Source organism: Hydrotalea sp. AMD (assembly GCF_004100315.1).
In the GTDB taxonomy this organism is placed as follows: Bacteria; Bacteroidota; Bacteroidia; order Chitinophagales; family Chitinophagaceae; genus Hydrotalea; species Hydrotalea flava.
This window is the reverse complement of the sequence record NZ_SCKY01000005.1, coordinates 25,262-39,721: the sequence shown is the minus strand read 5'-3', so window position 1 is coordinate 39,721 and position 14,460 is coordinate 25,262. Positions and strand designations below refer to the sequence as shown.

The 14,460-nt window shown below is 43.0% G+C and carries 11 protein-coding genes; all 11 read left to right on the top strand.

Features of this window, described 5'->3' with window-relative positions:
• Positions 1-16: 16 nt before the first annotated feature.
• Genes EO766_RS04240 through traM form a run of 11 tightly spaced genes read left to right on the top strand, consistent with a single transcriptional unit; the run spans position 17 to position 14,453 of the window.
• The gene (locus tag EO766_RS04240) at positions 17-385 is read left to right on the top strand and encodes a DUF1896 family protein (protein WP_218836672.1); all 369 of its coding nucleotides are present in this window, start codon (positions 17-19) and stop codon (positions 383-385) included.
• A gap of 35 nt (positions 386-420) precedes the next feature.
• Complete coding sequence (locus tag EO766_RS04235) at positions 421-5,973, top strand: helicase-like domain-containing protein (RefSeq protein ID WP_075051592.1); 5,553 nt, start codon at positions 421-423, stop codon at positions 5,971-5,973.
• Between the two features lie 17 nt (positions 5,974-5,990).
• Positions 5,991-6,338 carry a DUF4133 domain-containing protein gene (locus EO766_RS04230; protein WP_075051588.1) on the top strand — a complete coding sequence of 116 codons (348 nt, stop codon included), beginning with the start codon at positions 5,991-5,993 and terminating at the stop codon, positions 6,336-6,338.
• 1 nt (position 6,339) lies between these two features.
• Entirely contained in the window at positions 6,340-8,808 is a 2,469-nt protein-coding gene (locus EO766_RS04225) for a TraG family conjugative transposon ATPase (RefSeq protein WP_075051587.1), read from the top strand.
• A gap of 12 nt (positions 8,809-8,820) precedes the next feature.
• A complete protein-coding gene (locus EO766_RS04220; protein WP_075051586.1) occupies positions 8,821-9,492 on the top strand; it encodes a conjugal transfer protein TraI in 672 nt (223 codons plus the stop codon).
• Positions 9,479-10,153, top strand: coding sequence for a TerB family tellurite resistance protein (locus tag EO766_RS04215; RefSeq protein WP_218058138.1), 675 nt, complete (start codon positions 9,479-9,481; stop codon positions 10,151-10,153). The genes EO766_RS04220 and EO766_RS04215 overlap by 14 nt, the downstream gene beginning before the upstream one ends.
• Before the next feature lie 2 nt (positions 10,154-10,155).
• A complete protein-coding gene (locus EO766_RS04210) occupies positions 10,156-10,794 on the top strand; it encodes a hypothetical protein (protein ID WP_074418229.1) in 639 nt (212 codons plus the stop codon).
• Positions 10,795-10,805: 11 nt separating this feature from the next.
• Entirely contained in the window at positions 10,806-12,014 is a 1,209-nt protein-coding gene (gene traJ, locus EO766_RS04205; RefSeq protein ID WP_074418228.1) for a conjugative transposon protein TraJ, read from the top strand.
• A 19-nt stretch (positions 12,015-12,033) separates the two neighbouring features.
• The gene (gene traK, locus EO766_RS04200) at positions 12,034-12,657 is read left to right on the top strand and encodes a conjugative transposon protein TraK (protein WP_074418227.1); all 624 of its coding nucleotides are present in this window, start codon (positions 12,034-12,036) and stop codon (positions 12,655-12,657) included.
• 9 nt (positions 12,658-12,666) lie between these two features.
• Complete coding sequence (locus EO766_RS04195) at positions 12,667-13,155, top strand: hypothetical protein (protein WP_141676782.1); 489 nt, start codon at positions 12,667-12,669, stop codon at positions 13,153-13,155.
• 2 nt (positions 13,156-13,157) lie between these two features.
• Positions 13,158-14,453, top strand: a complete 1,296-nt coding sequence (gene traM / locus EO766_RS04190) for a conjugative transposon protein TraM (RefSeq protein WP_074418225.1) — start codon at positions 13,158-13,160, stop codon at positions 14,451-14,453.
• Positions 14,454-14,460 lie beyond the last annotated feature (7 nt).

Here is a 14,460-nt window from a genome sequence, read left to right as displayed (position 1 = left end):
CAACAATCCCGATCTAATGTTTAGCCTTCAAGAAGATTATTCAGTTACCCGTTATCTGGAAGAAAAGGTAAATTCAATTATGCCGGTCGCCGGGCAGTTGCTTACAGAAGGCAGGCCCCTATATGCTGTTGAAGAGCTCTGCCTGGAGACACTGACGGAGGATTTGAAACCCTCACGGTATCTATACATCCGGTCAGTTATCGAAGAAGAATTTAAACAGGATTACGACCGGCTGAAAGAAAATGGGGTTCTCACTTTTGAGATCGTAAATCTTATCGAAGCCTGCAAAGACATCTTTAGTGATTTTGGATTTAGTCGTGAAAATGAAGAAAACAGGCATTTAAAATATGCCATTATTGGGCAGATACATCAGTATTTGCTGTAAAGTCAAAGAAAAGTGAAGAAAGAAAATGTGTGGTTATGGCTTATAATGTATCCCAAAAACTTCGTGATAATCTAAAGGCGATCCGCATCGCACTGGACTATCAAAAAGGTAATCCGTTGTCAGCGGAAGATGTCGCCAGCTTGAAAAGCTATTCAGGCTTTGGCGGTATCAAAGCCATATTATATCCCCATGGTTCACCGGAGGAATGGCAAACCAATGGTGCCACTAAAGAGGATCTGAAACTGCACAAAGATATAATCCAGCTCCATGATCTGCTGAAAGAAAATTATTCAGAAAAGGAATACAAAGAAATTGTTGGTTCATTACGTAACAGTGTACTGACCGCATTTTATACACCTGATATTGTTCCCAAAACATTATACACTGCGCTTAGCGGCCAAGGCATTGAACCAAAGCGAATGTATGAACCCTCTGCGGGTTCCGGTGTGTTTATTAGTGAAGCCGTTAATGCATTTTCGAAACTGGAGCAAATTACGGCGGTAGAAAAAGACCGGCTTACCGGTCTGGTACTTTCGGCAATCAACAGCAGCCTGAATGTTAAAACGGACACGCATATTACGGGCTTTGAAGAAACTCCCGTTCAGGATAATGGCACTTATGATTTGGTCGTAAGCAATATACCTTTCGGTAATTTCTCTGTTTATGATGAAGCCTATCCTGACAAAGAGTTGTCGGGTAAAATACATAATTACTTTTTTGCTAAAGGCTTAGACAAGCTCGCTGATGGCGGGTTAATGGCCTACATAACTACAGATGCTTTTCTTAACAGTCCTTCCAATCATTCTGGAAGGCAATACCTTTTTAAGCATGCCGATTTTGTGAGCCTGTCCGTGATGCCTGATAACCTGATGAAAGATACAGGCAATACAGAAGCTCCCAATCATTTGCTGATTGTCCAGAAAAACGAAAACAAGGAACAACTTTCATATAGCGAGAAGTTGCTGATTGATGTTGAGCAACTCAAAAACGAATATGGAAGCTACAACCAAAACCTCTACCTGTTCAATCATAAGGAAGTAATTATTGGCAACGAAGTGAAGCCCGGTAAGAACCAATATGGTCAAGCTCATGAAACGGTTTGGCAGCAGGGCGATATAAATGCTATTGCAGGAAAATTCGCCGAAACCCTGAACGAGGGCTTTACCAAACGGTTTGACAGTAACCGTTACATACAGGCGCAAACGATAAGGATTATCCCGTCAGAAACAACAGGCAAAAAGCTGACCTATTTACCAATGCCGGAGAATAAAGCCGAAACCGTATCGGTGCAATTAGGCTTATTTGACACAGCCCCTGCGGAAAATATCAATAGAGCGATAGACTATATAAATCCGTTGGACGAAACAGTTGTACAAAAAGAAACAGCCCGTATTATAAGCACCATACGCACTACTGATAATCCCGGGCATGAGAATATCCTATTGCTCACTGCTAAACAACATAAGAGCAACCGTTATTTATATAAGCTGTATTCCAACGTAAAGGAAGTAAATCACCTTTCGGCCAACTGGATGGATGCTCGCCTTTTAACGCATGAGCTGACAGGAATATCCAATTATCTGAAGCAATTTGACCATGCTTTTAAATATGAAGGCGACCAGACCCTAAACGGCTTGTTTCGTTTTGAACAAAAGGAAACGCTTCCCTATACAAGATTGAAATCTTTTTACAAGGAAGGTACATTGGTAGTACATCTTGGACAGGTAGGTGCAATCGGTAGTCCAGATCCCGACTTTAAACAAGCTATATTTCATCCGCTCGGCATTCAGGGTAACAAAAGTTTCTATGAAAGCTATACAGCACTTCGGGATTTCTATCTTGAACTATCGGCCAAAGAAATAGCAGGCGAAACCATAAATGAACAGGATAGGGAACAACTTAATGACAATTATGACCGCTTTGTTTCGCAGTACGGTCTATTAAACAGTCCAGGTAACCGCAGGAATATCCTTGAAGACACAGCCTTTGGTATGGTTATGCTTTCCTCGTTGGAACGAAGGGAGGGTGAACGTTTTGTAAAAGCAGATATTCTCATTCATTCTGTACAGCAATCAAAGGAACGGTTTGCCACTGATGATCCTATTGAAGCCCTTGCCCATAGCCTGAACGATACTGGCCAAGTGGACATCGCCTTTATTAGTGCGGCATTAGGTTTGGAAGAAAACGAGACTATAGGACACCTGGGCAACCATGTGTATAAGAATCCAGTGAATAATGAATGGGAGACTGCCGATCAATACTTGAGCGGAAATGTGGTGGAAAAATTAAAACAGGCCGAACACCTATCCAGCCAGTTTCCGGACAATCCACAGTACCTGCGCAGCGCTGAAGCCATGCAAAAAATACAGCCCGAGCGCATCCCTTTTGATCTGCTTGATTTTAACTTGGGCGAACGCTGGATACCAACCCACTATTATGAAAAATTTGCCTCTAACCTATTTGAGCAGGAAACCAGCATCAATTACTTTCCCTCACTGGATGCCTTCAAAGTAAGTACCGGCATGAATATGAAAGTGGCCAGAGAATTTGCCGTTACGCCTAAAAGTGGCAGGACAACCTACGGTTATACCATGCTGGAACATGCGCTGGAAAACACCACGCCCTTCTTTACTTATGAGGTATCTATCGGTGACGGAAAAACCATACGCCTGCCCGACAACGAAGCCATACAACTGGCGCATCAAAAGATTGAGCAAATCCGTACAGGTTTCGTCGGCTGGCTCAAAGAGCTGCCTGATACAGAAAAAAAGTACATTGAGAATTTATACAATGATACATTCAATTGCTATGTACTGCGGGAGTTTGATGGCAGTCATCTCAACTTTCCGGGGCTGAATAAAAAAACACTTGGCATTGAAGATCTGTACAGTTCTCAAAAAAATGCAGCCTGGCGTATTATACAAAACAAAGGGGCATTGGTAGATCATGAAGTCGGCCTGGGCAAAACCCTGACCATGATTGTTTCCGCTCAGGAAATGAAGAGGCTGGGCATCGTACACAAGCCTATGATCCTGGCTTTAAAAGCCAATGTCAACCAGATTGCCGAAACCTATAAGAAAGCCTATCCCAATGCCCGTATTCTTTTTCCTGGAGAAAATGATTTTACGCCTGCCAAAAGGCTGCGCCTTTTCCATGAGATAAAAAATAACAATTGGGACTGCATCATTCTTACCCATGACCAATTTGGTAAAATCCCTCAATCGCCAGAAATACAGAAGCAGATTTTTCAATCAGAATTGGACAACATAGAAAGCGATCTGGAAACCGCAAAAGATCTTGGAGGCGACATCTCTAAAAAGATGCTAAAAGGTCTGGAAATACGAAAAAACAATCTGGAAGGCCAGTTGAAAACCGTATTAAAGAATATCGAGGAAAAGAAAGATGCCGGTATCAACTTCAGGGAAATGGGCATTGACCATTTGTTCGTAGACGAAGCTCATAAATTCAAGAACCTGACATTTACAACACGCCATAACCGCGTGGCAGGATTGGGTAATATGGCAGGCAGCCAAAAGGCACTGAACATGCTTTTTGCCGTACGTACTTTGCAGGAGCGGTTTGATGCTGATTTATGTGTGACTTTTTTATCAGGTACGCCCATCTCCAATAGCCTGACCGAGATGTACCTTCTCTTCAAATACCTGCGCCCTAAAGAAATGGAGCGTCAGCGTATTGAAAACTTCGACGGCTGGGCGGCGGTATTTGCCCGAAAAACCACCGATTTTGAGTTTAGTGTAACCAATGAAATTATCGCCAAAGAGCGTTTTAGACATTTTATTAAAGTGCCGGAACTGGCCTTGTTCTACAATGAGATCACCGATTATAAGACCGCCAAACATATTCGCCTCGACAAACCAGAACTGAACGAAACACTGGTAAATATTAAGCCTACACCTGAACAAACTGAATTCATCAAAAATCTGATGCAGTTCGCTAAAACTGGTAACGGCGAATTGATTGGACGTGGCAAGCTTACACCTGAAGAAGATAAAGGCAGGATGCTGATTGCGACCAACTATGCCAAAAAAATGGCTGCGGACATGCGTTTAATTAATGACAGGAGATTTAGCGACCATCCAGACAATAAAGTAAATGTTAGTGCCAGGAAGATTGCGGAGATATACAATCAAACTACACCGCATAAAGGAACGCAGATTGTCTTCTCAGACATTGGTACACCCAAACCAAACGAGTTCAATATTTACGATGCACTAAAAGTTAAGCTGTTAAGAGACTTTAATATTCCTGTGGCGGAGATCACTTTTATACATGACTGGACAGATAAAAAGAAACCCGAGCTTTTCCGTAAAATGAACAAAGGCGAAATACGCATTCTGCTCGGCAGTACGGAAAAAGCAGGAACAGGCTTGAATGTGCAGGAACGTGTAGTTGCCATGCACCACCTGGATATTCCCTGGAAGCCATCGGAATTGGAGCAGCGCAATGGTCGCGGGGCCAGGCAGGGCAATAAGGCAGCAAAAGAGTATTACGATAACAAGGTACAGAACTATGTATATGCCGTAGAGCAATCGCTGGACAATTACAAGTTCAACCTGTTGAAGAATAAGCAAACCTTCATTTCTCAAATGAAGAATTGTGAGCTGAATGTACGCACCATTGATGAAGGTGCGATGGACGAAAAGAACGGGATGAATTTTTCGGAATACATCGCCATTCTTTCGGGGGATACCTCCCTATTGGAAAAATCAAAGCTGGAAAAAAAAGTAGCGGTGATGGAAAGCCTGAAGGTATCCCATTTCAGGGAAGTGGGCCGTAACAGATATCAATTGGAGAGCCTGCAAAACGAAAGTGTTTCTACCATTAAAACACTGGAGAAATTAACTACCGATGAAACAGCCTATAAGAATAAACTTCAGTTTGAAAAGGACGGTATAAAATCCAACCCTATACAACTGGATGGCATCGGACCGTCAGACAGTGAAGGTGTAGGGAAGTACCTTATCAGTCTGTATAAAGACTGGAAACCCAGAACTGAAGAGGAACATGAGCGAAAAATCGGCAACCTGTACGGCTTTAACCTCTATATCAGGAGACAGCAGGAAGCATATGAAGAAAACGGCATGTTTGAATACCGTTATTCCAATAGTTTCTATGCCCAACGGGAAGCAGGCGGCATTAAGTACAGCTACAATAACGGGCTTCCGAACACTGATAATTCCAAGCTGGCTGCAAGGCATTTTCTCAATGCTATTGACCGGGTAGAAAGCCTGAAAGAAAAATACGAGCGTACACTTTCAGAGCTGAAAACAGAAATACCCAAACTGGAACAACTCACTACGAAACCTTTTTTACAGGAAGCAGAGTTGCAAGCGATGAAAAGCGAACTATCGAACCTGGAACGGCAGATCGCTATTAAAATACAAGAAAACCAGTTAAAGCAGCACCAGGTACAGGAGGCCGATGCAGTTAGCCCCGAAGAAACACCAGTAATCAAGTTGATGCCCGGTAAAGAACTATCAATAGTTAATGGGCACACAGTTTCAAGGGAGGTAATAGCTGCACAGCAATCCGAAGCGCCACGGGTACGCAGCAGGATGCGATTGTAAAATATTAAAGGAGAGTTATGGCAAACAGTGTCTATCAGGTCAATAAAGGAATTAACCAGAGTATTGAATTCAAGGGATTGAAGGCCCAATATATCTGGTATCTCGGCGGCGGCGTGGTCGCCTTGCTGATTGTGTTTGCAGTAATGTACATTATTGGCCTGCCCTCTTATATATGTATTGGTGTGATCCTGATCAGTGGCACATTACTGGTCATGCGCATTTACGGAATGAGTAACAAGTATGGCGAACATGGCCTGATGAAAGCCCTTGCCCGTAAGCAGGTTCCTAAAGTGATCAAATCAAGAAGCAGAAATGTGTTTCTGAAAAAGAAAAATAACAATACCGATAAGGTAAAAATTAATTGAGATGGAAAAAGTGTTGGATGAAATTTTACCGATTATGGATGTGGAACACGACTGCATCCTGAGCAAGCAGGGCGATATAACCATTGTCTTTAAAGTAGACCTGCCGGAAATATTTACGCTCTCCGATCAGGAATACGAAGCCTTTCATCAGGCGTGGATAAAGGCTATCAAGTTACTGCCCAAATTCAGTGTGCTTCATAAACAGGATTGGTTTTTACAAAGCAGGCATAAGCCCGACTTTACAAAAGATGACACCAGTTTTTTGAGCCGGAGCAGTGAGCGGTTCTTCAATGAACGCCCTTTTCTGGCTCACAGTTGTTACATCATGCTGACCAAAAAGCCGGTGGGCAGGAAAACGGCAAGCTCCCTGTTCTCCAACCTCCTTCGCAAATCTATGGTGCCTGAAGAAACCCTTAAACCGCAGTTGTTACAGGATTTTCTGGACAGTGCCGGACAATTCAAACGCATTATGGATGACAGCGGTTTTGTAAAGCTAACCAGGCTCAGAGAAAAAGACCTGCAAAGCCATAGCCGCAAAATGGGGCTGGTTGAACAATATTGCTATTTATCGGAACGAAACGATAGTTTCCTGATGAATGATATTTCCTTTGATGAAGGCTTGCAGGTAGGTGATAAACGTTGCCAGTTGTACACATTAGGCGATGCGGCTGATCTTCCGGCTTTGTGCGGCAGCCGTATCAACTACGATCGATATTCAACCGACAAAACAAAGTTTAGCGTGGGCTTTGCTTCCACACTCGGACAGCTTTTGCCTTGTAACCATATTTATAACCAGTACATTTTTATTGAAGATGCACAAAAGACTATCCAGAAACTTGAAAGCAAAAGGCTAAGGCTGCAATCCTTATCAGCATATAGCCGGGAGAACCTAATTGCCAGAGACGCAACCAATGATTTTCTGAATGAGGCCATCAGCCAGCAGCGGCTTCCTGTAAAAGCGCATTTTAATGTTTTGGTATGGACAGATGATAAGGAAGAACTGAAAGACCTGAAAAATATGGTATCCTCAGCACTGGCACAGATGGACGCCGTAGCCAAACAGGAAACGGTAGGCGCTCCTCAAATCTTTTGGGCAGGAATTCCCGGCAATGCCGCCGACTTTCCGATGAATGATACCTTCGATACGTTCGCTGAACAGGCTACTTGTTTCCTAAACCTCGAAACAAGCTACCGTTCCTCATTAAGCCCTGTGGGTATTCGCATGGGCGACCGGTTGACCGGTAAGCCCGTACATGTGGATATCAGCGATGAACCTATGAAAATGGGTATATGTACCAACCGGAACAAATTCATTCTTGGCCCATCAGGTAGCGGAAAATCTTTTTTTACCAACCACATGGTGCGCAGTTATTATGAGCAGGGAACGCACATTGTGCTGGTAGATGTGGGGCACAGTTATAAGGGCCTATGCGACATGGTAAAGGGTTACTACTTTACGTATAGCGAGGATAATCCCATTCGGTTTAACCCTTTCTACATCGGTGAAGGCGATAGCCTGGATACCGAAAAGAAAGAAAGCATTAAAACCTTGTTACTGGCATTATGGAAAAAGGACGATGAGACATTCAGGCGAAGTGAGTACGTGGCTTTATCAAATGCTATTGGCGGTTACTATGCTCATCTTGATAAACACACTGAAATCTTCGCCTGCTTTAACAGCTTTTATGCCTTTCTGAGAGATGAATATATACAAGTTTTAGAGGGCGACAGAGTAAAGGAAAAAGATTTTGATATTGATAATTTCCTGTATGTGCTCCGTCCGTATTATGAGGGTGGCGAATTTGATTACCTGCTTAATGCCACTGAAAACCTTAACCTCTTGCAAGAACGCTTTATTGTATTTGAACTGGATAATATCAAGGATCACCCCATTTTATTTCCGGTGGTAACTATCATCATCATGGAAGTCTTCATCAACAAGATGCGAAAGATGAAGGGGCTGCGTAAAATGATACTCATTGAGGAAGCCTGGAAAGCCCTGATGAAAGAAGGCTTTGCGGAATACATTAAATACCTCTTTAAAACAGTAAGAAAATTTTTCGGCGAGGCCATCGTGGTAACCCAAGAGATAGAAGATATCATTTCATCACCTGTGGTTAAGCAGGCCATAATCAATAACAGCGATTGCAAAATACTGCTTGACCAAAGCAAATACCAGAACAAGTTTGACCAGATACAGGAATTATTGGGACTGACCGAAAAAGAGAAGGCTTTGGTGCTTTCCGTAAACAAATCCAATGATCCCACCAAAAAATACAAGGAGGTATTTATCAGCCTTGGCGGTATGCTTAGCAAAGTGTACCGTACCGAAGTAAGCCTGGAGGAATACCTGGCCTATACTACGGAACAGACAGAAAAAGTAAAGCTGATGGAATATGCGGCAAGGTTTGGCGGTGAAATACAAAAAGGCATTGCAGCAATGGCAGACGACATAAGAAGTAAAATTTAAAATAAAGGATTTATGAAAAAGATTTTAGCAATAATAATCATGTGCGCAGTATTACTGGTTGTGCCTACCCAAAAGAGCCATGCTGTTGTATGGGTTGTAGTTAAAGCTGCCGTAAAAAAGGTAATCAAGGCTATTGACTTGCAGATACAGCGGCAACAGAATAAAGTGATCTGGCTGCAAAATGCGCAAAAAACATTGGAGAATACCTTGTCTAAATTAAAGCTGGACGAAATTTCGGAGTGGACAGAAAAGCAGAAGGAGCAGTACCGGAAGTATTATGAAGAACTGGCTAAAGTAAAAGCCATTATCTCCTATTACCAGCGCATCCGGGACATTACCAGAAAGCAGGTGCGGTTGGTGGATGAATATAACAGATCGTGGCAACTCATCCGGCAGGATGAACATTTCACTGCTGGCGAGATCAATTATATGGCAACGGTTTATTCTGGCATACTGAATGAAAGCCTGAAGAATATCGACCAGATCTCCCGCATCATAAAATCTTTTACCACAACCATGAGTGATGCCAAACGATTGGAACTTATTAATGATGCCGCTGACCGGATAGATGGCAACTACGATGACCTGATTCTCTTTAACCGCCAAAATGTGTTGTTAAGCCTCCAGCGGGCAAAAACTGCAATTGAGGTAGAAACGGTAAAAAAACTATATGGACTTCCCTAAAGCTAATGATATGAAAAAGGTACTTGTACTTCTGCTGCTCTTTGTGTCGGCAACAGGCAGCCTTCAGGCACAAACTTTTGCCGAGTGGTTCCAGCAAAAAAAGACACAGAAAAAATACCTGCTCCAGCAGATCGCAGCTCTACAGGTCTACATCGGATACGCCCAGAAAGGCTATAAGATAGCCAAAGAAGGACTTACCACGATCAGCGGTTTTACCAAAGGCGAGTTTAACCTACACGGAGATTATTTCAATTCCCTTAAAACCGTGAATCCCAAAGTCAGGAAATATGTGAAGGTAGCCGACATCATTTCACTACAGGTAAAGATTGTACAGGATTATAACCGAACCTATGGGAAGCTTGCTAAAAGCGATGCTTTTTCCAGCGAAGAACAGGACTACATCCGAAGGGTATTCGGCAGACTGCTGAATGATTGTGAACAGACGCTGGATGCATTGATTGCTGTTACCACCGATGGCAAACTGGAGATGAAAGACAATGAGCGGATGAAGAGGATAGATCAATTGTACACTGACATGCAGGATAAATACACGTTCTCCAAAAGTTTCAGCAACGATGCCAGCCTTATTGCAGCCGCCAGAATAAAAGAACAAACCGAAATACAAACCAGCCGTGCATTGCAGGGCATTAAAAATGAATAAACATGAAAAAGATAATTCTTATTGCTTGCCTTACTTCATTTGCCTTGCTGCCTGCCTTCAAAGCATCAGCACAAGCAGACGAAATTGCACAATTGGTATTGAACATAGAAAAACTGGCGCAATTCAAGCAAATACTCAGCGATATGAAAAAAGGCTACCAAATACTGGAAGGTGGCTACAACACCGTCAAAAATATTTCACAAGGCAACTTTAGTTTGCATAAAGCTTTTCTTGACGGACTGATGGAGGTAAGCCCGACCGTACGCAATTACAGGCGTGTGGCCGATATTATCAATTACCAGGTTGTACTGGTAAAGGAATACCGTAATGCCTATGACCGTTTCAGGCGAGACAATAATTTCAACCCCGATGAACTGGCTTATCTGAGCCGGGTATATAATAACCTGCTCAAAGAAAGCCTGCGCAACCTCAACGAACTGACCACTGTGATCACAGCGGGTGAAGCTCGCATGAGTGATGATGAGCGCTTGCAAGCCATTGACCGCATTTATGCTGATATGCAGGATAAGTTGATGTTCCTGCGACACTTCAATAACAACACAACGGTACTGGCAGTACAAAGGGCTAAAGAAAGAAACGATGCGCAGACCATCCGTAAAATATATGGATTAAACAATTAAATAAACGACATATGGTAAAGTGTAGAAAGATCGTCTGGATGGCGTTAGTGGGGTTGATGTTGCCTTTTATAGGCCATGCGCAAGGCATAGCAGGTGAAATGAACGGGATGCATGGTGTGTTAGACCAGCTGTATGATGAGATGATACCTTTATGTAGCCAGCTCATTGGTGTTGGACAAGGACTGGCTGGTTTTGCCGCCATGTGGTATATCGCTGCAAGGGTTTGGCGGCATTTGGCCAATGCAGAGCCGATAGATTTTTATCCGCTCTTTCGTCCGTTTGTTATCGGCTTTTGCGTATTGATATTCCCTTCCATTTTGGGATTGATTAATGGTGTGATGAAACCAACCGTAACGGCTACCGCTGCTATGGTGGAAGGTTCTGATAAAGCGATTGCCGTCTTACTCCAAAAGAAAGAGGAGGCGATTAAGCAATCAAATGTTTGGCAAATGTACGTCGGAGAAAATGGTGGTGGTGATAGAGATCGTTGGTATAAATATACGCATGATAATGCTGATCCATCTGACGAGGGATTTTTCGAGAGCATAGGCAATGACGTCAGGTTTGCCATGTCCAAAGCATCATACAGCTTCCGAAATTCTGTAAAAGAGTGGATGAGCGAAGTGCTCAGGGTATTGTTTGAAGCGGCTGCATTATGTATTGATACGCTACGAACGTTTCAATTGATTGTACTCGCCATATTAGGGCCATTGGTGTTCGGCATTGCCGTCTTTGATGGGTTTCAGCATACGCTTACGGTCTGGCTGGCCCGATACATCAACATTTTCTTATGGCTTCCAGTCGCCAATATCTTTGGCAGCATCATCGGCAAGATCCAGGAAAAAATGCTTACGCTGGATATATCTCAGGTACAAGAATACGGTGATACATTCTTTAGCAGGACAGATGTTGCCTATCTGGTCTTCATGATCATCGGTATAATCGGATATTTTACTGTTCCCTCCGTCGCTAATTACATCGTTCATGCTGGCGGTGGTGGCGCTTTGGGTCACAAGGTTACCAGCCTTTTCAGCAGTTCCTCAAGAAGTGTCGTCAGCACAGCATCAGCGGGTGCAGGCATGGCGGTAGACGCAATGGGAAATGCAGCAAGTCGCATATCGCAGAGCATGGCCAGCAACGGTTCTTCTAACCCTTATTTCAATGATAGCGGTAGCGGCAGTTCGGGTTATATGAACGACAAATTAAAGGGTAATTCTTAATCAGGTAAAAGGAGGAAATATGTTCAAAAAAATGAAAAATATTGATACGGCATTTCGGCATGTAAGAGGTTTTACCATGTTGATGATTGTAGGTTGTGTGCTTATTTGCTGTTTTGCACTCTATAAAAGTTTTAGTCTTGTGTCGCAGATGCAGGGCAAGATTTACATTCTTGCCAATGGTAAAGCCTTAGAAGCTTACGCTTCGGAACGGCGAATTAACATTCCTGTAGAAGCAAGAGATCATGTGAAGACCTTTCACAGGCTGTTCTTCACCCTTGATCCCGATGATAAAGCTATCCAGGCGAATATTACTAAAGCGCTGTATCTCGCAGATGGAAGTGCCAAACGAACTTATGATGACTTGAAGGAGAATGGCTTTTACGCAGGATTAATCTCGGGCAATGTCAACCAGACGATAATGGTAGATAGTGTAGCGGTCGACATCAACGAATATCCTTACCGGTTCCGCTGTTTTGCTACCCAAAGTATTGTCCGCCCCACCAGCATAACCACCCGCAGTTTGGTTACAGAAGGTGGACTGCGAAACGTATCCCGCAGTGATAATAATCCTCATGGTTTCCTGATCGAGCGATGGAATATCATTGACAACAGGGATTTAAAAACAGTTAGCAGGCATCAATAAATGGAGGCTATGAAATTCTTACTTAAAAATAAAAACCGAAAAGCACAGGAACCCGCTGTTGAAAGCAAAGTTGCTAAAGGGATGCAGGCATTGTATAGAAACCTTCAATGTACCTGGGCAACATACATGGAAAAGCTTACGGCAAAACTCTCGTCCGGCAATTGGAAGATTGTACTTGTTCTTTTTGTATTGCTTACCGGCGGGTACAATGCTTACCTGATATTAAATGCTTTTACTCAAAAAGAGATAAAATCATTTGCTGTTACTCCCATCAAAAAACCTGAACACCTGACCCAAACAGGTGATGCCAAAAATGGAGCCTTGCAAGTCTCAGAAGCAGAATACCTGCGAATTCGCAGTTTCAGGATTTACATGGATAGTCTGCTGGGAAGTCCTTCCAGTAAACCGGTATATGACAGTATCACCAACAATCGTCCCGGCCTCATGGATAGTGTGCGATTTATAGAAAACTATTACGAACAATTTAAAAATAAATAAACATGGAAAAGAAAGTAAAAACTCCAAAGATGATCAGACAACGCAGATTTATGTTGATGATGCCTTTGCTCGCATTGCCTTTTATGACTATGATGTTCTGGGCGCTTGGTGGCGGTAAAGTGCAAAAAGCAGAAGCGCAAGCCCAAAAACAGGAAGGCTTTAATCTCAAACTCCCATCTGCGAACTTTAAAGATGATAAGCCGATGGATAAAATGAGTTACTATGATCGGGCAAAATCAGACTCGGCAAAATTTCTCGAACTCGTAAAAAATGATCCGAACTACCGGAATATGACTTTATCCGATACAGAGGATTATTTACAGGAACCGAACGTTGGATCGAAAAGATCAGAAAAAGGTTTAAATACTTCTATATACGGAAGTAGTGGATATAATGACCCCAATTCAGAGAAGATCTACCAAAAGCTGGCTGTCCTTAATAGCGAATTAAACAAACCCGTAAATGTGCCCACTGCCGCGGAGGATAGGGAAACTCGCAACTCGATTAGTAATAAACGAACTTCTGTAGGAACAGCCGATGTAGATAGACTGGAACAGATGATGCAAATGATGAACCAACCCGGTGAAACTGATCCCGAAATGCAACAGATTAACGGGATGTTGGAAAAGATACTGGACATACAGCATCCTGATCGGGTACAGGAGAAACTAAGGCAAACTTCAGAAGCAAGAAAGGGACAGGTTTTTGCCGTTTTTTCTCAACCCGCTGACAACACAGTTTCTTTATTGGCCGGCCAACAAAGTAATAGCCAGATAAATGGCTTCTATCCACTGGACGATGCCTCTGCTATCGAAGAATCACAAAATGCTATACAGGCAGTTATCCATGAAACACAGACCATAGTTGATGGCTCTACCGTCAAGCTGCGTCTGGTAAATGATATATTTATCAGTGGAGTACATATCCCCAAAGATAATTTTCTGTTTGGTACTGCTTCTTTAAGAGGGGAAAGATTAAGCATTCAAATCAACAGCATCCGTTACAACAATTCTTTGTTTCCGGTCGAGCTTTCCGTGTATGACATGGACGGGTTGGATGGCATCTATATCCCAGGTGCCATTACACGGGATGTTGCTAAACAATCAGCAGACCGTTCCATGCAAACCCTCGGGCTGACCTCCCTTGATCCTTCATGGCAGGCGCAGGCAGCAGGAGCTGGAGTAGAGGCCGCAAAGTCTCTATTCAGTAAGAAGGTAAAACTTATCAAGGTCACAGTGAAAGCAGGCTATCAGGTACTGCTCCATGATGAAAAACAAAAACAGGATCAATCAAGCTAATTATTTA